At 40.2% G+C, this 25,142-nt stretch carries 22 protein-coding genes; 14 read left to right on the top strand and 8 right to left on the bottom strand.

The window, feature by feature from the left end; all coding sequences use genetic code 11:
• Positions 1-25: 25 nt before the first annotated feature.
• From DIZ80_01350 to DIZ80_01335, 4 genes are all read right to left on the bottom strand, one after another.
• Entirely contained in the window at positions 26-544 is a 519-nt protein-coding gene (locus tag DIZ80_01350) for a hypothetical protein (protein RDH86143.1), read from the bottom strand.
• 1 nt (position 545) lies between these two features.
• Entirely contained in the window at positions 546-965 is a 420-nt protein-coding gene (locus DIZ80_01345) for a GNAT family N-acetyltransferase (protein ID RDH86142.1), read from the bottom strand.
• Between the two features lie 221 nt (positions 966-1,186).
• The gene (locus tag DIZ80_01340; GenBank protein RDH86141.1) at positions 1,187-2,347 is read right to left on the bottom strand and encodes a hypothetical protein; all 1,161 of its coding nucleotides are present in this window, start codon (positions 2,345-2,347) and stop codon (positions 1,187-1,189) included.
• 102 nt (positions 2,348-2,449) lie between these two features.
• The gene (locus tag DIZ80_01335; protein RDH86140.1) at positions 2,450-3,817 is read right to left on the bottom strand and encodes an adenylosuccinate lyase; all 1,368 of its coding nucleotides are present in this window, start codon (positions 3,815-3,817) and stop codon (positions 2,450-2,452) included.
• Positions 3,818-4,069: 252 nt separating this feature from the next.
• On the opposite strand from DIZ80_01335, the gene aspA reads away from it, so the two are divergent.
• The 4 genes from aspA to DIZ80_01315 all read left to right on the top strand — a co-directional run bounded on the left by aspA (position 4,070) and on the right by DIZ80_01315 (position 8,523).
• A complete protein-coding gene (gene aspA / locus DIZ80_01330; GenBank protein ID RDH86139.1) occupies positions 4,070-5,449 on the top strand; it encodes an aspartate ammonia-lyase in 1,380 nt (459 codons plus the stop codon).
• Positions 5,450-5,499: 50 nt separating this feature from the next.
• On the top strand, positions 5,500-6,081 hold the full coding sequence (locus tag DIZ80_01325) for a hypothetical protein (GenBank protein RDH86138.1): 582 nt from the start codon (positions 5,500-5,502) through the stop codon (positions 6,079-6,081).
• A gap of 100 nt (positions 6,082-6,181) precedes the next feature.
• On the top strand, positions 6,182-7,789 hold the full coding sequence (locus DIZ80_01320) for a phosphohydrolase (protein ID RDH86165.1): 1,608 nt from the start codon (positions 6,182-6,184) through the stop codon (positions 7,787-7,789).
• 200 nt (positions 7,790-7,989) lie between these two features.
• Positions 7,990-8,523 carry a transposase gene (locus DIZ80_01315; protein ID RDH86137.1) on the top strand — a complete coding sequence of 178 codons (534 nt, stop codon included), beginning with the start codon at positions 7,990-7,992 and terminating at the stop codon, positions 8,521-8,523.
• 84 nt (positions 8,524-8,607) lie between these two features.
• Here DIZ80_01315 and DIZ80_01310 read toward each other — a convergent pair whose 3' ends face one another.
• Complete coding sequence (locus DIZ80_01310) at positions 8,608-9,669, bottom strand: hypothetical protein (GenBank protein ID RDH86136.1); 1,062 nt, start codon at positions 9,667-9,669, stop codon at positions 8,608-8,610.
• Positions 9,670-9,847: 178 nt separating this feature from the next.
• Complete coding sequence (locus DIZ80_01305; GenBank protein RDH86135.1) at positions 9,848-11,512, bottom strand: lytic transglycosylase; 1,665 nt, start codon at positions 11,510-11,512, stop codon at positions 9,848-9,850.
• A gap of 161 nt (positions 11,513-11,673) precedes the next feature.
• On the opposite strand from DIZ80_01305, the gene DIZ80_01300 reads away from it, so the two are divergent.
• The 4 genes from DIZ80_01300 (at position 11,674) to DIZ80_01285 (ending at position 14,744) form a co-directional block, all read left to right on the top strand.
• Positions 11,674-12,111, top strand: coding sequence for a ribonuclease HI (locus DIZ80_01300; GenBank protein ID RDH86134.1), 438 nt, complete (start codon positions 11,674-11,676; stop codon positions 12,109-12,111).
• Positions 12,112-12,201: 90 nt separating this feature from the next.
• A complete protein-coding gene (locus DIZ80_01295; GenBank protein ID RDH86133.1) occupies positions 12,202-12,909 on the top strand; it encodes a DNA polymerase III subunit epsilon in 708 nt (235 codons plus the stop codon).
• Between the two features lie 152 nt (positions 12,910-13,061).
• Positions 13,062-14,039 (top strand): protein-methionine-sulfoxide reductase catalytic subunit MsrP, encoded by a 978-nt coding sequence (locus DIZ80_01290; GenBank protein RDH86132.1) that lies wholly within the window; start codon positions 13,062-13,064, stop codon positions 14,037-14,039.
• A 51-nt stretch (positions 14,040-14,090) separates the two neighbouring features.
• Positions 14,091-14,744 carry a sulfoxide reductase heme-binding subunit YedZ gene (locus DIZ80_01285; protein RDH86131.1) on the top strand — a complete coding sequence of 218 codons (654 nt, stop codon included), beginning with the start codon at positions 14,091-14,093 and terminating at the stop codon, positions 14,742-14,744.
• 20 nt (positions 14,745-14,764) lie between these two features.
• Here DIZ80_01285 and DIZ80_01280 read toward each other — a convergent pair whose 3' ends face one another.
• Positions 14,765-15,751, bottom strand: coding sequence for a hypothetical protein (locus DIZ80_01280; GenBank protein RDH86130.1), 987 nt, complete (start codon positions 15,749-15,751; stop codon positions 14,765-14,767).
• Positions 15,752-15,925: 174 nt separating this feature from the next.
• Between DIZ80_01280 and DIZ80_01275 the strand changes: the two genes are divergently transcribed.
• From DIZ80_01275 to DIZ80_01250, 6 genes are all read left to right on the top strand, one after another.
• Positions 15,926-18,097 (top strand): regulatory protein NosR, encoded by a 2,172-nt coding sequence (locus tag DIZ80_01275; GenBank protein ID RDH86129.1) that lies wholly within the window; start codon positions 15,926-15,928, stop codon positions 18,095-18,097.
• Between the two features lie 107 nt (positions 18,098-18,204).
• Positions 18,205-20,136, top strand: coding sequence for a TAT-dependent nitrous-oxide reductase (locus DIZ80_01270; protein RDH86128.1), 1,932 nt, complete (start codon positions 18,205-18,207; stop codon positions 20,134-20,136).
• A 127-nt stretch (positions 20,137-20,263) separates the two neighbouring features.
• The gene (locus DIZ80_01265; protein RDH86164.1) at positions 20,264-21,484 is read left to right on the top strand and encodes a nitrous oxide reductase family maturation protein NosD; all 1,221 of its coding nucleotides are present in this window, start codon (positions 20,264-20,266) and stop codon (positions 21,482-21,484) included.
• On the top strand, positions 21,459-22,394 hold the full coding sequence (locus DIZ80_01260; GenBank protein RDH86127.1) for an ABC transporter ATP-binding protein: 936 nt from the start codon (positions 21,459-21,461) through the stop codon (positions 22,392-22,394). Before DIZ80_01265 ends, DIZ80_01260 begins: the two co-directional genes overlap by 26 nt.
• Positions 22,391-23,218, top strand: coding sequence for a hypothetical protein (locus tag DIZ80_01255; GenBank protein RDH86126.1), 828 nt, complete (start codon positions 22,391-22,393; stop codon positions 23,216-23,218). The genes DIZ80_01260 and DIZ80_01255 overlap by 4 nt, the downstream gene beginning before the upstream one ends.
• Positions 23,219-23,400: 182 nt before the next feature.
• Positions 23,401-23,883 carry a copper resistance protein CopZ gene (locus DIZ80_01250; GenBank protein ID RDH86125.1) on the top strand — a complete coding sequence of 161 codons (483 nt, stop codon included), beginning with the start codon at positions 23,401-23,403 and terminating at the stop codon, positions 23,881-23,883.
• Positions 23,884-23,902: 19 nt separating this feature from the next.
• Here the strand turns inward: DIZ80_01250 and DIZ80_01245 are convergent, their stop codons facing one another.
• Entirely contained in the window at positions 23,903-25,096 is a 1,194-nt protein-coding gene (locus tag DIZ80_01245; GenBank protein RDH86124.1) for a hypothetical protein, read from the bottom strand.
• Positions 25,097-25,142 lie beyond the last annotated feature (46 nt).

Genomic DNA, 25,142 nt, shown 5'->3' with positions numbered 1-25,142 from the left:
AGTTCGTATAAATTTTTAAAAAAGTTTATATGCTGAGCCTTCTTGTGTGACTGTTTTGCTCAGCTTGATCCCAGGCTAAGGTAAAAAAATCATGTAATTTATTATTTCTATTTTTGCAGTTAGATAAAATGGCTTTTTGCGATTTGTTATCGGGCTTAAAAATAAAGGTTGATTGGTCGTATAAAATAAAAGAAATTTTTACGCACTGATAATCAGCAGGGGTATCTTTAATTGTGACAATAGACGATAACTGTTGTGCTAATCCTATTAATTTATGGCCACTTTGTAATGCAGTGCTTATATCATCAACCAGTATCTGGATTTGTGCATGCCTGTTACCTTGTGTAAAGGAGAGTAGTTGTTTTCTAAACGTATCGTTATTATAGATTTCTGCTTCTAGATCAGGTGTAAAAATTTTTATAGTTCTTAGGGTGTTTTCTGTTGCTTTAATTACAGCTTCTGATATTGCCAGAGCAGAACTTAGCTGAATGTTATTTTCGTAATTTCCCTTTCGCTCAAAGTTTGTAAAGTCAAATTCCGCCACGTTATAAATCCATCTTCATTGTTTTATGTGGAATGCCAGCATCCATAAATTCTTCAGAGCTTATTTTAAAACCGTGTTTTTCGTAGAAGGAGATAGCGCCGATTTGAGCGTGTAAGTAAATCGACTTTATTTTTAATGTTTTAGAAACATCGATAAGTGCTTTTAAAACAGCTGATCCAATGCCTTTGTCTCTATAGTTTTTTAATACCGCTATGCGACCGATATGGCCATCCATTTTTATACGGCCTGTCGCAATGGGAGTGTTGTTGTGAGTAACGAGCACATGCACGCAGTTCTTATCGTCGTCATCCCATTCTAATTCTTCAGGTACATTTTGTTCTTCAATGAACACCTTTTGGCGAATTTTGCTTAAGGCTGATTTATCTTTTTCCCAGCTGGTAACCTGTATGTTGTAATTCATTTGTAGGTGCTCCTTATGGTTAAAGGCTTTTATAAATTAGTTGAAAGGTGCAGTATTGGTGTACCTTGTGTTAGCTATCAATGTGCACCTGAAGGTGCACATACAATGTTTTTCTCGTTCCCATGGTCCTCCGTAGGAGTGCATACTTAGTCTGGATTTGGTTTTAAATGAATCGGTTGGTGAGGTATGTGTTACCACGCGGGAGCGTGGGAACAAGATCATTAAATAGGCTCTTCCAGGTATAAGCTTCCTGCATTGTATAAATCTAGTAATAACTGTTTCTCTGAAGGGCTGGCCGATTCTATTAGCTCAATATCTATGTTTCTATTTTCACAGAGGTTTACCGTAAAATTATTAGGCACATCGTAATCATGGCCATCTATAAATAAACAGGATTCTTTGTCTTTTATAATAAAGGCAAAACGACTTGCTGGATGACGACTTAATATAGCACCATTTTCTATTTCGTTAATAAGTTTATCTATTGTTTCAATCAACTCTTCAGGTGCTTTAGTATGTTCTGACTTAGGGTCACTCATATACTTCCCGAACCAGCGCTCTATTTCTTTATGTTCAGGTTTTAAATATTCAGAAAATATTTTTTTAATTCGATTAATCGCATCTTCAGTAATTTCTGAAGAGTGTGACTGTAATGCTAAGTCTGCATCCTGATAAGTTAGTTTTGGTGACAGGTCCTGTGTAATATGGGCGATAAAATCATTGAGTAAATCAGCGTGGCTTACTGCACGGTAACCGACAGAAAAACTGATGCTTTCTCCTAAAGAAACACCGTGGTGAGAAACATTAGGCGGTATGTAAATCATGTCACCCGGTTCAAGTATCCATTCCTGTTCGGCTTCAAATGTTTTGTGTATACGTAGGGGGGTATCTTTTACCTGGTTGTCTTCGGTAACTTCAGCGGTGTTGATTTGCCAGCGACGTTTACCTGTGCCCTGAATAATAAATACATCATATAAATCAAAGTGGGGGCCTACTGATCCCTGGTCCGCTGCGTAACTACACATTAAATCATCTAGGCGCCAGTCGGGTATAAAACGAAACAGGTCAGGTAACCAGGCTAGTTCGGGTACAACTTTTTCCAGATCATTTAAAACCAGAGTCCAGTGTGATTCGGGCAGGCTTGAGTAGGTGTCATCATCCATAGGGCCAAAGATCGGTTGCCAGGGGTGATCTCCATCTTTCTCAATTACTATTCGTGAGTTGACTTCTTCTTCACATGAAAGACCAGCGAGCTCTTCTGCTGTTATGGGGCACTGAAAATTCGGTAAGGCCTGACGAATAACCAGGGTTTTCTTTTGCCAGTATTCGTTTAAGAAATCTTCGGGGGAGAGATTACCAAGTGGGTTGTGTTGATCATTCATATTGGCAACTACTCTGTAGGTGCTCCTTTAGGTGCACATGTGGTATTAATGTTTGAATATTGGCAGTGCGCCTGAAGGCGCACCTACAAATTAATTGTTAAATCAAATCTTATTTGTTTGCTCCACCGCATTACCAATATAATTCATCGGGGTCATATCCATTAACAGGTCTTTAGCTTCCTGGGGCATATCCAGATTTTGCACAAATTCCTGCATGATTTGCTGATCAACCCGTTTTCCACGGGTAAGCTCTTTTAGTTTTTCATAAGGCTCTTCAATGCCATATTTACGCATAACGGTTTGAATCGGTTCAGCTAGTACTTCCCAGTTACTGTCCAGATCTGCTTCCAGTGAAGCCGGGTTTATCTCTAATTTGCTCATGCCGCGTAAAGCAGATTGATAAGCAATACTTGAGTGAGCAAATCCAACACCTAATGTGCGTAATACAGTTGAGTCAGTCAAGTCTCGTTGCCAGCGTGAAATAGGTAGTTTCATACTCAGGTGATTGAATAAAGCATTAGCGATACCCAGGTTACCTTCGGCATTTTCAAAATCGATAGGGTTAACTTTATGGGGCATAGTTGAAGAACCAATTTCACCTGCGATGGTTTTCTGTTTGAAATAACCAATAGAAATATAACCCCAGATATCACGGCTGATATCGATCAGGATGGTATTGAAACGGGAAATGGCATCAAACAGTTCCGCCATGTAATCATGGGGCTCGATTTGAATAGTGTAAGGGTTGAAGGTAATACCCAGTGATTCAATAAATCTTTGTGCAAAGTCAGCCCAGTCCAGATCAGGATAAGCTGACAGGTGAGCATTGTAGTTACCGACAGCACCGTTGATTTTACCCAGTATTTTTATGCTCGCTACCTGTTCACGCTGACGTTGTAGTCGATAAACTACATTCGCCAGTTCCTTGCCCATAGTAGAAGGTGATGCAGGCTGGCCATGAGTACGGCAGAGCATAGGCTGTTCAGCCAGCTCATGTGCCAGATTTTTCATGGTGGAAATAACCTCATCCATTTGCTCTAAAAGCACATGGTTTCTACCCTGAGTTAACATTAAAGCATGGGACAGATTATTAATGTCTTCCGAGGTGCAGGCGAAATGAATAAATTCTGAAATAGCTTCAAGTTCTGCGTTACCGGTAATTTTTTCCTTAAGGAAGTATTCAACCGCTTTTACATCATGGTTAGTCGTGCGCTCGATATTTTTGATGTGCTGGGCATCTTCTTCGCTGAAGTTATCAACTATATTATTGAGTAAATTATTAGCATGCTCACCCAAAATAGGAATTTCAGCAATAGCTACTTCGTTAGCCAGTGCCTGTAACCAGCGAACTTCTACCTGTACGCGGTGACGAATCAGGCCATATTCACTAAAAATGGTCTGATAATCAGATGTTTTGCTGCCATAACGGCCATCAACGGGAGATATTGCTGTGAGTTCTGTTAGTAACATGTGTTTTATTCTTCTTTCGGCTAAGATATGTGCAGATAAAGCTACACCTATAAAAATTTAACTGAATTATACAGGTGCTACAACATTTTCACAGTTAGAGATGGCCTGTAAAGGTACTAATAATAGTTATTTATAGATAATCCATTGTCAGCCCATATTATGATCATGGCTAACGCCTACATTATTATTCGTTGTAGGCGTTGGCTTTAGCTGGCAGTTGGGAGTATTTAAAAGAATATATTGGAGAAATAAATGAGCGAAGTTCGCATAGAAAAAGACAGTATGGGTGAATTAGAAGTACCGGCAAATGCATTGTATGGCGCCCAGACACAGCGAGCTATTAATAACTTTCCGGTTAGTGGGCTGGTTGTGCCCCGTGCATTTATCAGTGCATTAGGTCAGATAAAAGCAGCCTGTGCTCAGGTAAACTGTGATTTAGGTGAAATGGAGCAGGCACAGACAGACGCAATTATTGCAGCGTCTAATAAAGTGAGTGGGGGAGAGGTTGATGAGCATTTCCCTATTGATATTTTTCAGACCGGCTCGGGTACCAGCACCAATATGAATGCAAATGAGGTAATTTCTCACCTTGCGAGTACGACTGATTTAAAAATACACCCAAATGATCATGTGAATATGGGGCAAAGTTCAAATGATGTGATACCCACTGCTATTCATGTGAGTGCCAGCCTGCAGGTAGCAGAGTTACTCATACCAGCATTAACGCATTTAAAAGATGCGGTTGATAAACGAGCAGCCGAACTGGCTAAAGTGATCAAAACCGGGCGCACACATTTAATGGATGCGATGCCTGTCAGTATGGGCCAGGAGCTCGGAGGGTGGTCAGCTCAACTGGGTTTAGGTATTGAACGTTTACAGTCTTCATTACCCCGAATCAGTGCGTTGGTGCAAGGTGGTACGGCAGTGGGCACGGGCATTAATGCTCATGAGCAGTTTGCAGATAAATTTGCAGGCCAGATGAGTAAACTGACAGGGCATCCCTTCACCAGTAATCCTAACAAGTTTGAGGGGCTGAGCACTCAGGATGCGGCGGTTGAGTTAAGTGGCCAGTTAAAGACCATTGCTGTGAGTTTAATGAAAATATCGAATGATCTGCGCTGGATGAACTCAGGCCCATTGGCTGGAATTGGTGAAATTGCATTACCTGCATTACAGCCAGGCAGTAGTATTATGCCAGGTAAGGTCAATCCGGTTATACCCGAGTCGATGGCAATGGTATGTGCTCAGGTGATCGGTAATGATGCTACTATTACTGTTGCAGGTCAGGCAGGTAATTTCCAGTTAAATGTGATGTTGCCGGTTATCGCCTATAATCTACTGCAAAGTATTGAAATTCTGGCGAATGGTGCCCGTATAATGGCTGATAAAGCGATTACAGGTTTTACCGTAAATCAGCAGAATATCGATGCCGCATTAGGTAAAAACCCAATTATAGTTACCGCGCTCAATCCGGTTATCGGTTATGAGTTAGGAGCAAAAATAGCAAAAACGGCTTATGCCGAAGGTCGTGCGGTTCTGGATGTTGCAGAACAAATGACCGATTTATCACGGGACGAGTTAGAAGAAATATTATCACCTGAAAAATTAACAAAAGGTGGTATTACTAAGTAAGGCACTTCCTTACATGAGAAAAACTAACAACTTTAAGGTTAATAATTAATATGATTAAAAATATACTTGCAGTCATTGGTGTGGCTAGTTTAATACTTGTCGTAGTTGCGGCACTTAAAATATTCCCCATAATGGAAAAACTGGATACATTCGAAGATAAAGCCGTAGACACTTATGCCGGTTTTGCGGAAAAACTTATCGAATCGGGTTCTGCTGTTGATGCGATGGTAATAAAAATAAAAGTTGAAGAAGATATCACGGCAGAAGATCTTGATACGTCAATTTTATCAATTGCGAATGAATTAAATATTAAAAATGTGGGCGAGCTTCCTCTCTCGAAGCAGGTAGAAGCGATGTCAGGTAAACCTTACCGACATGTGAAAATTTATTTATTATGCAACGCTATGACTGCTGCCAGTATGCTTGATTATAATGATTCTTTTTCAGCGTTTTTACCCTGTCGTATATCGGTCGTAGAAGACAAACAGGGTCAGTTATGGCTGTATGCCATGAATATGGATTTAATGATTTCTGGCGGAACACCTATCCCACCGGCATTGAAAAAAGAAGCACTTGTTGTACAAAACACGCTTGATGAAATAATGAGTCGTGCTGCTGAGGGTGATTTCTAATAAGCGATTAGATCGCTTTATTGCCATCCCGAGTTAAAACGAGGGATGGTATATTTCTAAAATTCGATATGAATGATGTGGAGTCATACACATGGATAAAATGATATCCAAAATTGAATTATTAAATGAAATTGGAATTGCTTTATCAGCAGAAAAAAACAGTCAGAAAGTTCTCGAGTTAATACTGGATGGTGCAAAAAAATTAACCAATGCAGATGGTGGTTCGCTTTATACGCTTAATGATAAAGATGAGCTGGTATTTGAAATTGTTTCAACTGATTCATTAGATATTCATATGGGTGGCACTACTGGCCAGTCAATCGATTTTCCTCCTTTACCACTACATATTGAAGGCCATGATAACTTATCAATGGTCGTAACCAGTGCGGTGTTAAATGACAATACCATTAACATACATGATGCTTATCATGCCGATGGTTTTGATTTTAGTGGTACACGAAAGTTTGATGAGAATACCGGTTATAGAACAAAATCTTTGTTAACTATTCCGATGAAAAATCACAAAGCAGATATCATAGGTGTATTACAGCTTATTAATTCCACATCTATTGATACAGGTGTGGTAGTTGATTTTTCAAGTGAAGATCAGAAGTTAGCAGAGTCGCTGGCTTCTCAGGCGGCAGTTGCACTGACCAATAAAAAATTAATCGATGAACAAAAAGCTCTGTTCGAAGCATTTATAAAATTGATTGCAACTGCAATTGATGAAAAATCACCTTATACAGGTGGCCATTGCAAACGTCTTCCCGAGCTGACTATGATGATTGCTGATGCCTGTGATAAAGACGATGCGGGTGCTTTAAAAGATTTTAAAATGACCGAGAAAGACCGCTATGAATTAATGATCGCGGGTTGGCTGCATGACTGTGGAAAAGTAACAACACCTGAGTATGTTATTGATAAATCAACCAAGTTAGAAACTATTTACGATCGAATTAATACCGTGAATGCACGTTTTGAAGTGTTAAAACGTGACGCTAAAATCAGCATGTTAGAAAAGCAGATGACAGCAAGAGAGACGGCAGATGAGCAGGCATTTAAGGATGCAGAGCGGGACTATGAGGCGCTTATTGAAAAACTTAATGATGATAAGGAGTTTATATCAGTCGCTAATGTAGGTGGTGAATATATGGCTGAAGATAAACAGGAGCGTGTAAGGGAAATAGCAAAGTATAAAATTGATGATTGCGAAGAGGAGCGTTGCAATTTTTTTAATGAAGATGAAATTCAGAACTTAACCATTGCCAAGGGCACCTTAACTAACGAAGAACGACAGGTCATTAATAACCATATTGTCGTCACCATAAAAATGCTTGATCAGTTGCCGTTTCCAAAACATCTTGAAAATGTGCCGGAGTATGCGGGTGGGCACCATGAACGAATGGATGGTAAAGGTTATCCTAAAGGATTAACGCGCGATCAAATGTCATGGCCCGCAAGAATGATGGGCATAGCGGATATTTTTGAAGCACTGACGGCAAGAGACAGACCTTATAAGGACGGTAAAAAACTAAGCGTGTGCCTGGATATTCTGGGTAAGATGCGGCTGGATAATCATATTGATCCTGAGATATTTGATGTCTTCGTACGTGAAAAAGTTTACATGGAGTATGCCAGTGAATTTTTAACACCCGATCAGATTGATGAGGTGGATCACAGTAAAATTCCGGGGTTTAGCGGCGATTAATGTTTGTAGGTGCTCCTTCCGGTGCGCAATTAACAGATTATAATTATGCTAAGGAAGCACAATGTCATATACGGACTTATTAAAAGGGAGATATTCTGAGTCTAATCGTGCATATTTCTCTGGTGCCGAGAGCTAATACTGTCCTTTAAAAAAATCTCGTTCCCACGCTCCTGCGTGGGAATGCATAAGGAGTATGCTAAATGGGAAGAAGTCGTTATAAATTTATATATCCAGATCAAACTTACTTTGTAACCCTAACCGTCCTACATTGGATACCTGTTTTTACTCGCCCTGCAACAGTAAATATTTTGTTTGATGCATTACGATTTTTAATGAAAGAAGGTTTAAAAGTATATGCTTTCGTTATTCTTGAAAATCATTTGCATATGATTGTGCAAAGTACTGCGATAGATAAAGATATAGCGCGATTTAAATCTTTTACTGCAAAAGAGTTAATTCATTTTCTTGATAAAAATAAAGTCAGTCAAATTCTTGAACAATTGGCATTTTATAAAAAAGCATATAAGAGTGATAGAGCATATCAGTTCTGGCAGGAAGGTGTTCACCCTGAATGGATTCAAAATGAAGAAATGATGCGACAGAAAATTGAATATATACACCAAAATCCTGTGAAGCGGGGTTATGTTGATGATGTTTTGCATTGGCGTTATTCTAGTGCACGCAATTATGCAGGAGAAACAGGGGTGTTAGAAGATGTATGTACTGTATGGTGATATATGCATTCCCACGCAGGAGCGTGGGAACGAGTATTATGAGAAGTCTGTAGGTGCTCCTTCAGGTGCACAGCGCTGTAAATTTTAACCCGCTGTTCGTCTATCTTCTGGTGCTGCACTTATCCCGTCTTTTAAAATACAGGTTGTAAAACCCCGTTCATTTAATAAATAGGAGGCTGCTGAGCTGCGTCGTCCGGTATCGCAATACACAACATAATGTTTACTGTTATCCAGTGAGTCCATTTTCATACGTAAAAAGATCAGTGGAATATGAGAGTCATCTTTTATGGCGTTTGCCTGATGTTCTGCGGGTAGTCTTACATCCAGCCATTGAGCACCATCTTCAACCAGTTTCTGGCCTTCTTCGTAATCTACCCAGTTAAGCAGTGGTTCATTAAGTAATTCAAGAAAATCTTTTTTGGAGAGTCGGCTTAACAGGCCTTCAGTTAGCATAGTGATAGTTGCATTTCTTTTGGCAGAAGAAATAAGTGCCTCTTCTCCAAAGGTATCCCCATCTTTCAGTTCTGCCAGTTTAATGCCTTTAGGTTGGTCAGGCATTGAGCGGGTAACGAGGGCGCGGCCTTTCTTAATGATGTAAAAGTAATCACCATCTTCACCCTGATCGACTATTTTTTCTCCTGCTTTTACAGGCACTGACTCCATGCGCATGAAGATAGCCTGAATATTAGCTGGCGGGATACGGTGAAAAGCTTCTGTCTGTAAAATACGGCTCATCCAGTCATCGTCACCATCTCCGCTTCCGACACCAAATTCAGTTACCTGATAGTTGCCTGTCTGATCCCATGTGAGCATGACATCAATCAGGTTGCCATCTATTTTGAAAATAGTGCAATCGGTTTTTGCAATGGCAGTAATAGTGCGGGGTAATATATGTGCAATCGCATTAAAACCATCAGTGGTACCGCTTTTAATGGTTTTTAAAATACCTGAATCACCTATTAAATCTACTTCACCTTTTGCCAGATAATATTGAACGGCTTCAGAATCGCCTTTTTTAAATAAGGTTGTGCCTGCAGTCAGTTTTTCCAGTTTGAGTTGCTTGAGAATCTCCTGAAGGTTTTCAGGGTTCAGTGCATTTAGAGGCTGGTAGCGTGCCAACAGGGCAACGTCAATTTCTTCGCTCATTTGTATCCTTAAAATAGTCGTTCAGATGTGATCTGTTAAAAATGCTCATCCAGAACGAAAAGAAGGATCTGATGTCGTGACATATCAGGATAAGTCATGACCACCAGATCGCTTCTTATGTGATTCTGTAAAAAATACTATGGTGAAAGTTTAGCCGTAAAATCCTGATTCGTACAGCTTAGCTATTACCTGTTTGTCGAGTTACATCAACATATAATTTAATTTTCTGCCCCGGTTGTAGGTATTTGCTGGTAAAGCTATTCCAGCGTTTCAGGTCTTTGATGCCGACATTAAATTTTTGTGCAATCAGGTAGAGTGAATCTCCATTACGTACGCGGTAGGAGATACGCTGAATAGTGTTTCTACCGTGACTTGCTGTTTTACTGACAGGTGCTTTAGTCCAGATAACCAGTTTTTGTCCTTCACGTAGTGGGTCACGAATGGCCATGCCATTCCAGCGAGCGATACTGTGAGACTTTACTTTGTATGTTCTGGATAGATCCCAGAAAGTATCTCCACGTTGCACAATATGGGTAATCTTATTGCCTTTTCGACGAATATTTTGCAGTGTTTTCTTGCGTTGATATGAGGTTAGATTGTAATCAGACAGCTTACGACTGGAAACCGGAATGACCAGATGTTTACCTGCACGGATACGGCTTTTGGAACCCAGATTGTTAAGTCGTTTCAGGCTACTAACTGATACGGAGTAACGATCAGCTATATGGCTTAATGTCTGGCCTTCTTTTATTTTATGACGTTTCCACTTGATACGCTCTGCTTTTGGAATCTGTGCAAGATTGCTCTTAAACGTTTCTGCATTATCAACAGGAATTAATAACCGATGAGGGCCGTAAGGTGCGGTTGCCCAGTGGTTAAAAGCCGGGTTGAGTTGGTATAACCGGTTTAAATCGATCTCAGCCATATCTGCTGCCATGGCCAGATCCAGTTGAGCGGTTATATCTACAGCTTCAAAGTAGGGAGTATCATCAATGCAATTAAGGGTAATACCATAATCAGACGGTTTATTAATCAGGCGTTTCAGGGCGAGTAATTTGGGTACATAAGCCTGGGTTTCTTTAGGTAACTTAAGATTCCAGAAATCGGTTGGTTTACCACGTTTTTTATTCTTACGAATGGCACGACGTACAGTGCCTGAGCCTGAATTATATGCCGCTAATGCGTGTAACCAGTTACCTTTAAATTCACGGTTCAGGTCTTCTAAATATTTTAATGCAGCCTGAGTTGATGCATATACATCACGTCGACCGTCATACCACCAGTTTTGTTTTAAACCGTAAATTTTTCCTGTTGAGGGAATAAACTGCCAGATGCCTGAAGCTCTACCATGAGAGTAGGCGAATGTTTGATAAGCACTTTCAACAATGGGTAATAGAACCAGTTCGGTGGGTAAATTGCGTTTCTCGGCTTCATTTAATACATAATGCAAAAATGGTTCTGCACGTTCTACAACCCGGTCCAGATATTTCTGATGTCTTGCATACCATTTAAGTTCTGCAATTAATCTTGGGTTATTAGTTGTGTCAGCAATGTTAAAACCATTACGTACTCTGGGCCAGATATCAGTTATGGATTCTTCGGCATAATCATCCGGATTAATAGCAAAAAACTCATCCTCAAGTTCCTGTTCTGCAGCAGCAAAAGACTGGGCCATTAACTGATTAATGCGTGCATTCTCAGCTGACTGTTCAGCTGTTAGCTCAGGTTTGTCAGGGCGTGTAGATTCTGTGGTCAGGCACCCAGAGAGTAAAATACTGAATATGATAGTGGTAATGAGTTTATGTAAATTATAGCTTTTCGCGTGATGGTTCTTTAAATTCAACAAGTTATCTTCTTTTTTTAATGTATGTGGTCAATATAAAATCGAGTAGACAAAGTGTAAATCATTACCCGTCTTTTTGCTTGAACTATTTCTCAATTAAAACCCTGTGAAAACGTTTTTTCAGCTTTAATTAAATACCATTTCAGGTAGTATCATGCCGCATGAATAATGAAAAAGTTAAATTATATACAGATGGTGCATGTCGAGGTAATCCGGGGCCGGGAGGTTGGGGTGTCTGGTTACGATTTGGTGAGCATGATAAAGAGCTCTGCGGTGGTGAAGAAAATACAACCAATAATCGTATGGAGTTAATGGCGGCTATTATGGGGCTTGAGTCATTAAACCGCCCTTGTGAACTGGTGTTATATACCGACTCTAAATATGTGATGCAGGGCATCACTGACTGGATTGATAACTGGAAAGCCAGAGGATGGAAAACCGCTGCTAAAAAACCGGTTAAAAATGTAGATCTGTGGAAGCGTCTTGATCAGGCAAGAAACCAACATCAGGTTGACTGGCAATGGGTTAAGGGGCATTCGGGGCATGAGGGTAATGAGAAAGCTGACGAATTAGCTAACAAAGGGGTAGATGGTCTGTAGGTGCTCCTTGTTAGGTGTACGTGTAATTTCAGTTTATATTACTTCCAGATTGTGCACCTGAAGGAGCACCTACAGGAGATTGTTTGAGATATGAGACAAATTGTATTAGATACAGAAACCACCGGTTTAGAGCCATCACAGGGGCATAGGATAATCGAAATTGGTTGTGTAGAAATTATTAATCGCAAGATAACCGAAAATACTTACCATCAATATATTCAGCCTGATCGTGAAAGTGATGAAGGTGCATTTGAAGTGCATGGTATTAGCACCGAATTTCTGGCTGATAAACCTCGTTTTGTTGATGTAGCCGAAGATTTTATAAAATTCATTAATGGAGCCGAACTGGTTATCCATAATGCACCATTTGATGTTGGTTTTCTTGACCATGAATTAGCAATGCTTGATCCGGTCTGGGGTAAAGTCAGTGACCATGCCCGTATAACCGATAGTCTGGTGATGGCGCGTAAGAAACACCCGGGGCAGAAAAATAATCTTGATATATTATGTAAACGTTATGACGTAAATAATGCACGCCGTGAGTTACACGGAGCATTACTGGATGCTGAATTACTAGCGGAAGTTTTTCTGAGAATGACCGGTGGCCAGGAGATGCTGGCTTTGGGTGGTGGGGCAGATGGCGCTACCTCTCAGGCTAATGTGAGTCCGATTAAACGAGTTGATAGTAATCGCCCGCAGATTAACGTTATCAGAGCAAATGTTGATGAACTTGAGAAACATCAGGAAAGGCTCGGTGCGCTGGGGGATGAGTGCGTCTGGAACAAACCACAGTCTTAGAGGAGATAGTCGTAAGTCATTAACTTAAGTTAAAAGAGGTAACGTGCTTAAGGTGCACTGCTTTGACATATGACTATTTTTTATCTGAACTTCTACTCTATACTCTAGTCAGTACATTACAGAAAATTGAATGCCCCCCAGAGTGATGTGTCATGAGTATAATTATTAAATCTGCTTCGAAGCAGGATATCAAATCGTCTGAAATTACCACTGAAACTGATTATCTAAACCGCCGGGATTTTATTAAAAAATCGGGCATTCTGGTTAGTGCTGCATGGGCCGGTGGTTTAAGTTTGCCCGCATCTGCAAAGTCATCTGATTATGGAAATGACTATCCCGGTTTAAAAAAAACTGCATATGGAAAAGGTGAAAATCTCACCTCGTTTAAAGATGCGACTACTTATAATAATTATTATGAATTTGGTACGGGTAAAAAAGACCCGGCAAAGAAAGCAGTCAACTTTAAAACAGACCCCTGGTCAATTACTGTTGAAGGTGAAGCCAGTAAAACAGGTACTTTTCATTTAGAAGATATTTTAAAACATGCACAGGTAGAAGAGCGCATTTATCGATTTAGATGTGTAGAAGCCTGGTCTATGACTGTGCCCTGGGTTGGCTTTTCACTGGCGGATATGTTGAAACGATTTGAACCAACGTCTAAAGCTAAATATGTTCAATTTGAAACCTTGTATGACCCGAAACAAATGCCTGGTCAGGTACGAAGGGTTCTAGACTGGCCATATCGTGATGGTTTAAGAATAGACGAAGCTATGAATCCATTATGTTTTATGGCAACGGGTATTTATGGTCGTGATATGCCTAATCAAAATGGCGCCCCAATTCGACTGGTTGTGCCCTGGAAATATGGTTTCAAAAATATTAAATCCATTGTAAAAATTAAATTTATGGAACATGAGCCTGTCTGCACCTGGAATGTGACCGGCCCTAAGGAGTATGGTTTTTATTCCAATGTGAATCCAGATGTAGATCATCCTCGATGGAGTCAGGCGACAGAACGTGCGTTGGGTTCAAATTTCTGGGAACCAAAAACGAAAACCCGGTTATTTAATGGTTATGGCGAGCAGGTTGCGCATCTTTATAAAGATATGGACTTAACGAAATATTTTTAAAATATTAGTCGTAAGTCGTAAGTCAAAAGATTAAAAACCATTCTAAACAGAATGAGGGTTTGGTGTAAGGAAGTGACAGTAAATAGTATGAATGCAGAATTATCGTTTTTTTCCAGTTTAAAGAATTTTGACTTAAGACTTTTTGTAAAACCTCTGGTTTTTATCCTGTGTCTAATGCCATTCGCTCTATTAATGATGAATGCCTTAAATAATAATCTGGGTCCCAATCCTGTTGAAGAAATGATTCGCACTCTGGGTGACTGGGGTATTTATTTTTTACTGACAGGTTTGTTCATTAGTCCGGCCCGTAAAGTGTTTAATCAGGTCTGGCTTATTCGTTATCGCAGAATGATGGGGCTATTTGCATTCTTTTACGTAAGTATGCACTTTCTTGGTTATATCTGGTTTGAGCAGTTTTTTAATGTTCAGGATATAGTTAAAGATATAATTAAGCGCCCATTTATTAGTATTGGATTTATCTGTTATTTATTATTAGTGCCACTGGCTGTAACGTCTACAGCAGGCATGATGAAACGTCTGAAGAAAAACTGGGGGCGTTTACATAAAGTTGTCTACCCCGTATCAGTTCTGGCGCTCTTACATTATTTTATGATGGTTAAAGCTGATTTTCTTGTGCCGGGTATAATGCTGGTTATTTTAAGTGTTCTGTTGGGATACAGGTTGGTTAGCAGATTTAAGTCTTAGTTTATCTCTGATCAGGTCTATTAATCAGAGTCACCAAAAGCTTCTTTCAAAACACCAATTCGATCAAGTGCGTTTGATGTGAGGTTTTGTGCTGTCAGCATAACCGCTTCATCAGTGGTTGTTTCGACAATTGCATCATAGAAAGCAAAACTGCGGTCACAGCACGACCATAATCGTTGCAATTCAAGTTCAGGGTTACCAAGTCGCTCATTCATTTCGGGATGATTAGCTTTAAGTTGCTCAAGGTTTTTTACAATTTCTTCACCCGGTGGCATTTGATTGCTTAGTGTTTTTTCATTGATGCTTATTTGCTGATTCGTTTCTTTTATAAGCGCCTCAATCTGCGGCTTGTTTTCTGTCACTATCAACATCTGGCTTTCTAAATAACGATCTATATGAATCGCAGCGGCTAACAGATCTGACTGGTTTTGAATTAATTCAGGATCCAGTCTTGGGCTTTCTTTATTCGATTCTCGCTCTTTATGAAAAGCCAGTCTGCGCTCGGCTCTAAGCAGGGCGGCGTGTCCCAGTTCTTCACGGGCCAGTACTTCAGCATATTTACGAACGGCTTTATTTTCAGAGTTGGCTTCAACGTGTGTATAAAAACGAAAGGCTATCTCTTCGTTATGCACAGCAAACGCTAATGCTTTATAAGGTGTGCTGTAGTAAGGGTCGTAGGCTTCGTCATTATAAACAGTGGAAACATGCGGGTCTTTCCATACAATGGGTTCGATCTCCGGGTTTTCGCTGATGCCTTCTTTATTCATCCATTCCAGTAGCAGGCGCTCATGTTCCACTTCTTCAGTTACCATGCGTTCAAACAGAGCCGCCGCACATTCATTACTGCCTTTGTGCATTGATTCGGCAAGCTGGGTATAACGACGAATAGCTTCACGCTCGGCTTGCAGCGCAATGCTCATTAAATCACTGGTGGTTTTTACATTTGTTGATAACATATTTTGTGAAGACTCCTTCGAGTCGTTTAATTTACGCTTAAATTCTGACATTGACTTGACCTATGTCATTTAAGCTGTGACAAAATGTCGCACAATACGCTACAGTATATAACACAGAACGTGCCCCCCAATATTGCCGTTAGTTTTATGCAATAAAAACGATTAAATGTTTTCAGGAGTTAAACGCACTTGCTGCATATATTAGACAAAGGGGTAATCCAACTTATGGGTTATCGTAACACTTTGAAATTACTATTTTTACTCTTTTTGTTACAGTGCTTACCCATAAGTGCTGTACAGGCAAATTCAGAGTTAAGCCGTTTTCTTGATGTTATTAAAACTCAGGATATATACCCTGGTGCGAATAAATTAGGTTCACCGACAGGGGATCCTGTAGTAGCGCCTGCTTATAAAGATGGCAAACAACTCGGATTTGTTTTCCTGACATCTGACTATGAAAATTCCACGGGTTATTCAGGCAAGCCGATACATCAACTTGTCGCTCTGGATATGCAGGGTATTATCAAAAAAGTATTACTGGTTGAACACCATGAGCCGATTGTTCTGATTGGTATTCCAGAAAGTAAAATCACTGAGGTACTAACAGAGTATGAAGGGCTAGATGTAGGCAAGCTGGTTCGTGGTACGCAGGACCATGAAATTGATATTGTATCCGGAGCGACAGTGACCGTAATGGTGATGGATGACAACATATTAAGGGGATCAATTAAGGTTGCCAGAAATTATGGTTTGTCAGGGCTTGAGGCTGTAATAAAGAAAGCAGGGCCAGTAGCTTCAGTTAATCCTGATATAAGTATCACTAAAAACTGGCAGAACCTGGTGGATGAAGGTTCGGTTAGCAGTTTAAAACTGACCGTTGGACAGATTAATCAGGCTTTTAAAGATAGCGGTAAACCGCTTGTTCTTGATTTTCCGGAAGAAGGGGAAAGTGAAGAAGTCTTTATTGAGCTGTATGCAGCGGTTGTGTCTATTCCCAGTATAGGTAAAAGCCTGCTGGGTGAAAATGAATACAAAAATCTTCTGAAGAAATTAAAGCCGGGTGAGCAGGCTATTATGCTGGCGGGTGACGGTCGTTTCTCATTCAAAGGTTCCGGTTATGTTCGGGGTGGTATTTTTGATCGTTTCCAGATAATTCAGGGTGATACGTCTATTCGTTTCCATGATAGATATCATAAACGTCTGCGTTCAATTGCAGCTGATGGTTCTCCAGATCTGAAAGATGTTGATTTGTTCAGAACACCTGCTGACTTAAAGTTTAAAGGTGCTGATGCCTGGAAACTGGAATTGCTAGTCGGTAGAAATATTGGTCCTATCAAAAAGATTTTTCTAACTTTTGATCTTAATTATAAAACACCGGATAAATATTTAATTATTACTGAGCCTGAAATAGCGCCTGTAGCTGATGTGGCAGAAAGTAATAAGTCACAGCTAATCTGGGTGAAGATGTGGGAGTTAAAAACTGGCGAAGTTATTGTTCTGGGTCTTGCACTGTTTGTTCTTACACTTATATTCTTCTTTCAGAACTGGCTGGTTAAAAGACCCAAACTAACCGAGCAAGTTAGAATTGGTTTTTTGATATTCACTCTGTTTGGTATTGGCTGGTATTTCAACGCCCAGCTATCCGTGGTTAATATTCTTGCCATGTTTAATGCGCTGGTCAGTGGTTTTGACTGGACCTATTTTCTGATGGAGCCATTGATCTTTATCTTATGGGCTTCTGTTGCTGCATCGCTGCTTTTCTGGGGGCGTGGCGCTTATTGTGGCTGGTTATGCCCATTTGGAGCCATGCAGGAACTACTTAATAAAATAGCCAAAGCGTTCAAAATTAAGCAGATCTCTGTGCCCTGGGCAGTTCATGAGCGTGTCTGGACATTTAAATATTTAATATTTCTCGGTTTGTTTGGTCTTTCACTTTATTCCCTTGAATGGGCTGAGCGTCTGGCAGAAGTGGAGCCTTTCAAAACAACAATCATTCTGAAATTTGTGCGTGAATGGCCTTATGTGATTTTTGCACTGGCTGTATTACTGCCGGGTATTTTCATTGAACGTTTTTACTGTCGTTATTTATGCCCACTGGGTGCGGCACTGGCGATTCCCGGAAAAATGCGCATGTTCTCGTGGCTTAAACGTTATAAGGAATGTGGCAGCCCCTGTCAGCGTTGCAGCAATGAGTGCATGGTTCAGGCGATACACCCTGAAGGTGACATTGATGTGAATGAGTGTCTTTACTGTCTGCATTGTCAGGTGCTTTATTCTGACGACCATGCCTGTCCGGTAATGATACAGAAACGCCTGAAAAAAGAACGTAGAAGTGTAAACCCTGCATCAGTTAAAGGAAAAAATGGTTCTGCCATTTCTATAGAGCTGGAGAAGTAAAAAGTAAGTTAAGAAAAAGTAAAAAAATAAGAAGTAATAATTAATGCTCTGGATAATCAGAGTGAAAATTTCGCCTGATTAACCAAAGGCATATGAGGAGAAAAGTAATGGCTATTAAAAAAGATAATCCGGAAAATGAACAACTCGAAGAGGTCGGGCGTAGCCGACGTCAGCTACTAGGTAGTTCAGTTAAATTAGCTGCGTTGGCTGGTTTTGCCGGTCTTACTGGTGCAGGTGTAATGACACCTAAAGCCGCAATTGCAGCGTCAAAAAATAGTGCACATGTGGGTCCTGGTGATCTGGATGAGTATTACGGTTTCTGGAGTAGTGGTCAGGCGGGTGAGCTGCGTATTTTAGGTATGCCTTCTATGCGTGAGTTAATGCGTGTACCTGTATTTAATCGATGCAGTGCTTCTGGTTGGGGTGATACCAATGAGAGTCGTAAGATTCTACGTGATGGTTTATTACCAGAAACGAAAGAGTTCCTTGATTCTGGAAACCGTGGCGGCGTCTGGTTAAATGGTGATTTACACCATCCTCATATGTCATTTACAGACGGTACCTATGATGGTCGTTACCTTTTCATGAACGATAAAGCGAATACTCGTGTTGCACGTGTACGTTGTGATGTGATGAAGTGTGACAAGATCATTGAAATTCCTAATGCATCTGATATTCATGGTCTGCGTCCACAGAAATACCCGCGTACTGGTTATGTATTTGCTAATGGTGAGCACCGTGTACCACTTCCTAATGATGGTTCTATTCTTGATGAGCCTGAAAAGTATCACGCTATTTTCTCAGCAATTGATGGCGATGAAATGGAAGTTAAATGGCAGGTTATGGTTGATGGTAATCTGGATAACTGTGATGCGGATTATCAGGGTCTATATGCGTTTTCTACCTGTTACAACAGTGAAGAAGCGATTAATGCCGGTGGCATGATGTCGAATGAACGTGACTGGGCGGTTGTTTTTGATATTAAAGCAATTGAAAAAGCGGTTAAAACAGGTGACTTTAAACGCATTAAAGGCGTGCCAGTTATTGATGGTCGTAAGGGTTCAAAATATACACGTTATATTCCTGTTCCTAACAGTCCTCACGGTTGTAATACAGCACCTGATGGCAAGCATGTTGTATTCAATGGTAAATTATCACCAACGGTTACGGTTATTGATGTTCGACGTCTACCTGATCTGTTCAAAGACAAAATCAAACCACGTGACACAGTTGTAGCAGAGCCAGAATTAGGTTTAGGTCCCTTGCATACAGCATTCGATGGTAAGGGTAATGCCTTTACTACTTTATTCCTTGATAGCCAGGCGGTTAAATGGAATATTCAGAAAGCGATTGATGCTTACAATGGTAAGAAAGTTAATCCAATTCTTGAAAAAATCGATGTGCATTATCAGCCGGGTCATAATCATACGTCTATGGGTGAAACCAAAGATGCAGATGGTAAATGGCTTGTGTCGCTTAATAAATTCTCTAAAGATCGATTCATTAATGTGGGTCCATTAAAACCTGAGAATGAACAGCTTATCGATATTACTGGTAAGAAGATGAAAGTGGTACACGACGGTCCAACTTATGCTGAACCACATGATGTAATCATTGTGCGTAATGACATTGTTAACCCTGATTCATTATGGACCAAGGGTGACCCAATGTGGGCAGAAGCCAGTGCTCAGGCGAAGAAAGATGGTGTTGAGCTGGGTGTTGATTCCAAAATAGTACGTGAGGGTAAGAAGGTTCGCATTTATATGTGGTCTATTGCACCAAACTTCAGTATGGAAAAATTCACCGTTAAGCAAGGTGATGAAGTGACGGTTTATGTTAGTAATAGTGATGCGATTGATGATCTGACTCACGGTTTTACCGTAGCAAATTATGGTGTGGCGATGGAAGTCGGGCCCCAGCAGACATCATCAATCACCTTTACGGCTGACCGCCCGGGTGTTCACTGGTTCTATTGTCAGTGGTTCTGTCATGCATTACATATGGAAATGCGTGGCCGTATGATGGTTGAGCCTGCATAAGGTTAAAGCGTTGCAGTTCAATCAACACGTTAATAACTCATCGGCCAGCTCTGTTTTTTTTAACAGACTGGCGGGTGTTTTATTACTCGTTCTATTCTTTTTTTCTTATACAACTCAGGCTAAAGAAATACAGGTGTCACCCGGACATGGTGTATTGCAGAAGGCCATCGATTTAGCAAAACCCGGTGATGCACTTATTCTGTCTTCGGGTACATATACAGGTTCAATAAATATTCACCGCACGCTTACTCTGTCAGGTGACAGGTCAAGTATTATTGATGGTGAAGGTTCATCACATGTCATTAAGGTTACCGCTCCTGATGTATTGATAAAAGGTTTGAGTATTCAGCACTCCGGTAATGATTACGATACCGAGGATAGTGCTATTTTTATCACCGACAAGGGTGATCGCACAGTTGTTGATTCTAATTATCTTGAAAATAATTTAATAGGTGTTTATCTAAAAGGCCCTGACGCGGCAGTTGTCAGTAATAATACAATTATCGGTAGCACCTTCCATAGAATGAATGACCGGGGTAATGGTGTTTATTTATGGATGACACCGGGCTCGGTTGTGAAAAATAATGATATTCGTTATGGCCGTGACGGTATTTTTGTAAATTACAGTAAAAAAAATATCTTTGAAGGAAATCGATTCAGAGATTTAAGGTTCGCTATTCATTATATGTATACCCTTGATAGCGAAGTAAAAAACAATATATCCATTAATAACCATGTTGGTTTCGCATTAATGTTTTCTGATCGTATTGTGGCAAGTGGCAATCAGTCGATTGGTGATCATGAGCGTGGTCTTTTTTTTAATTTCACTAATTACTCAACCATTAAAGATAATCGTGTTTCTGGTGGAGCAAAGAAGTGCGTTTTTATCTATAACGCGAATTATAATAAAATAAATAATAATTCATTTGAAGGCTGTGAAATTGGTGTTCATTTTACCGCTGGGTCACAGAAAAATGAAATATATTCAAATTCATTTATAAATAATCGTACTCAGGTAAAATATGTGGGTACACGATATATAGAATGGTCAAAAGAGGGTGTGGGTAATTACTGGAGTGATAATGTTGCATTTGATATAGATGCTAATGGTATTGCTGATCAGCTTTACAAACCAAATGACCTGGTAGATCAAATTGTCTGGCGTCACCCTATGGCAAAATTACTATTAAATAGTCCATCAGTAAAATTGTTGAAATGGGCGCAATCTGAATTCCCGGGATTACACCCTGGTGGTGTCACAGATAGTGCTCCACTGATGAAGCCCCCCGAAGTAGAAACTGTTATTAAAAGAGATTTAACCGATGGTTACGTTAAATTCAGCCAGTGAAGTTATTTCACTGCAGTCAGTCAACAAGCTTTATGCAAATGAAGCCGTATTGCATGATGTTAATTTATCTATTCAGTCAGGCGAGTGTATCGTACTGGTTGGTCATAACGGAGCGGGTAAAACTTCTCTAATTAAAATGATGCTGGGGTTGACTCGTCCCACCAGTGGCGCAATTAAAGTTCTGGGTCACGATCCTGCATTTAGTGCGGCGGTTGCTCAGGGTTTATCCCTGGGTTATCTGCCTGAAAGTGTTGCTTTTTATGAGGCAATGACAGGGCGTGAAGTGCTTTCATTTTATGCTCAGTTGAAAGGCGCAGGTAAAGCTGAGTGTGAAAAATTATTAGATCTAGTTGGTCTTGGTGATGCTTCAAAACGACGAGTCGGTACTTATTCAAAAGGTATGCGTCAGCGTCTGGGTCTGGCTCAGGCAATGTTAGGAAATCCACAACTGCTTTTTCTTGATGAGCCCACTACAGGTCTTGATCCTATTTTGCGCCAGCACTTTTATGAGTTGATTGATGAATTGCAAAAAGATGGCGCAACTTCAATTATTTCATCACATGCCCTGCACGAAGTTGAAACTCGAGCGAGTCGTTTTGTTATTTTGAAAAAAGGTGTAGTGGTTGCGTGTGGCACTTTAGATGAACTTTATCAACAGGCAACTCTGCCAGTTAGAGTAAAAGTTTCTGTAACACCGGGTGAAGCATCCATTGTTGCTGAGCGAATGGGTTCAGCTGTTAATGTTACCGATGTAAATAATCAAAGTTTTAATCTGTCCTGCGATTTGAATGAAAAGATGCCTATTATTCGTCACATTAGTAGTCTGGGTGATGTGGTGCAGGATATGCAAATTATGCCACCACGACTCGATGAGCTTTACAGTTACTTTATGAATGGGGATCCGTCATGAAGATGTTATGGGTGCTTGCGCTAAAAGAAATACGTGACGGTTTACGTAATCGCTGGATTGCCGCCGCTATTATTTTACTTGGCTCGTTGGCATTAGCTTTGTCATTACTCGGCTCGGCACCAACGGGGTCAGTAAAAGCCAGTGATCTTGATATTACCGTAATTAGTTTATCCAGTTTGAGTGTGTATCTAATCCCATTAATTGCCCTGATGCTTTCGTTTGATGCATTGGTAGGTGAGTTTGAGCGTGGCACGATGATGTTGCTATTAACTTATCCGGTTTCACGCTGGCAGGTGATTATGGGTAAGTTTCTTGGTCATGTGAGTATTTTATTTATCGCAATTTTTGCCGGTTATGGTGGAGCCATTCTTATAATGACAATATTCGCCGGTGGAAGTCTGGATGGCTGGGAAGCTTATGTCACGATGATGATGAGTTCACTGATCCTCGGTGCAGTGTTTATTGCCCTGGGATATCTGGTGAGTGTGTTAGTAAAAGAAAGAGCAACTGCCGCGGGTACAGCAATTGGTTTGTGGTTAGTGTTTGTTGTTATTTATGATCTAATATTATTTGGCGCTCTGTTAATGGATGATGAGCAGTTAATTGGTCAGCAATTATTTTCCACATTAATGTTAATAAGCCCAACTGATAGTTATCGGATTTTTAATTTGAGTCTGTTTGAAGGTGTTAGTGATGCAGCGGGTATTGCTGGAATTGCTAGTGAAGCTGGAATGAGCGGGGCATTGCTACTTGGTGTTATGTCACTTTGGGTAGTGGTGCCTTTAATGATTACTTTATTTGTGTTTCAGAAGCGAGAGCTTTAAAAGATAGTCGTAAGTCGTAAGTCGTAAGTCAAAAGATATCGCAGTACTTAATATAAGTGAAAGCGAACATCATCATACCCGCATGGATGTGGGCATAATCTAGTGACATTAGTCAATGCAAGGTAGTTTTGTTTATATAAAACTATTTCAGAGTAAATAAGAAAAGAATTAGTAGAGTGTTTATGTACAAATATTTAGCATTATTATTTATCGTTGTTTTGTCAGCTTGTGAAAAAACACCACCCGTAGAAATGCCAGCAGCTCAAAAACTAACCCGTGAAGCCAGTGGTTACTACTGTCTGATGACAGTGGTTTATCATAAAGGCCCTAAAGGTCAGATAATTCTTACTGATGATAAAGTATTATGGTTTACTTCTGTGCGTGACACCATTGCATTTACTTTATCACCGGAAGAACCTAAAAATATTGCAGCCATTTATGTAAACGATATGACTGATGCACCGTGGGATAACCCGGGTGAAGAAAACTGGATTGATGCAAAAAAAGCCTGGTATGTTTTAGGCAGTAGTAAAATTGGCGGAATGGACGCACCAGAAGCTGTGCCTTTTGGAGCGCAGGAAAAAGCTGCATTATTTGCTGAAAAAGAAGGCGGTACTGTTTATGCTTATTCTAAAATTCCCCATGAATACATTCAGAGTGAGTAGGATAAATAAATTTAAGTAATTAACTAATAGCCGCCCAGCTAAAACGATCCCACGTCCAGTACAACCCGGTCAGTCCAATCATTAATGATCCGGGTATCGTTATATAATTATGAAAATGCTCCCTGTTTTTAAACCAGTAAGTAATACCGAAATAGGCCGCTGTTAAAATAACCAGCTGGCCAATCTCAACACCTAAATTAAAACTAATCAGTGCGGAGGCGTAAGCGCTCTCCGGCATACCAAAATCTGCCAGTACACTGGCAAACCCTAAACCGTGTAATAAACCAAAAGCGAATACCAGCGCCAGTCGACTGGTTTTTAGTTTATGGGCAAATATGTTTTCAAAACCAATATAGGCAATTGATAAAGCAATCAGAGGTTCTACAATGCTGGCAGGTAAACTGATTACATTAAACATCGATAAACTAAGTGTAATGGAGTGCGCCAGAGTAAACATGGTGGCTTGCCAGACTAAAGGTTTTAATTTTGTACTGAGTAGAAAAATACCCAGTATAAATAAAATATGATCCAGTCCTTTGGGGATAATGTGATCAAAACCTGCAAGGGTATATTCTGAAATCACATCAAAAAGAGCAGGTTCGGTGAACACCTCAGTTAATGAAAATGACTTACTTGGCTGGTCGTTTCTTAACCATTGCCACGGTGACCAGTACCACTTTTCATTATCTTCATCGATTTGCCTGACACGTATAGCATTATCAGAAAAACGTGCAGGGTAATACCATGAGAGTTGTTTTACCTGTTTATCTATCTTGCCTTCAAATACGATTAAACTGGTTCTGGGTACTTTTGTGTAACCCGGTGGCGGTATTTGTACTTCAGTAATTTGTAGTTTTGTCTGTTGTTTATCAAAATAAAGGCGAATATCCCTGCTAAGTTCATTCTCAAAGGGAATAAATTTTTCCCGTAGTTGTGCAGATTGCAATACTCTGAGGGCATCATACTCGATGGCAAAAGGGGAATCCTGAGTATTTTTGTATTTAGAATTAATACCCGTCATCATGGCTTCAATGCTGGCGCGTAGTTCTACCCGATAATTTCCATTCGCATTGACACTAATTTCAACCAGTGCCGGTTTTACAACATCAGCAGTGCTATACTTTGCTCCGAGCAGAGCTAATATCAGGTATAGCATGATTGCAAAATGCACTTTGCAGATTGCATTATGAACTGAATGAATGTTACTAAGCATTTGAAAACTCTATGAATAATCTATATTATTAGGCTCGATAATTATA

Origin of the sequence: endosymbiont of Galathealinum brachiosum (assembly GCA_003349885.1) — a bacterium.
In the GTDB taxonomy this organism is placed as follows: domain Bacteria; phylum Pseudomonadota; class Gammaproteobacteria; order SZUA-229; family SZUA-229; genus SZUA-229.
This window is presented reverse-complemented; position numbering and strand designations above follow the sequence as displayed.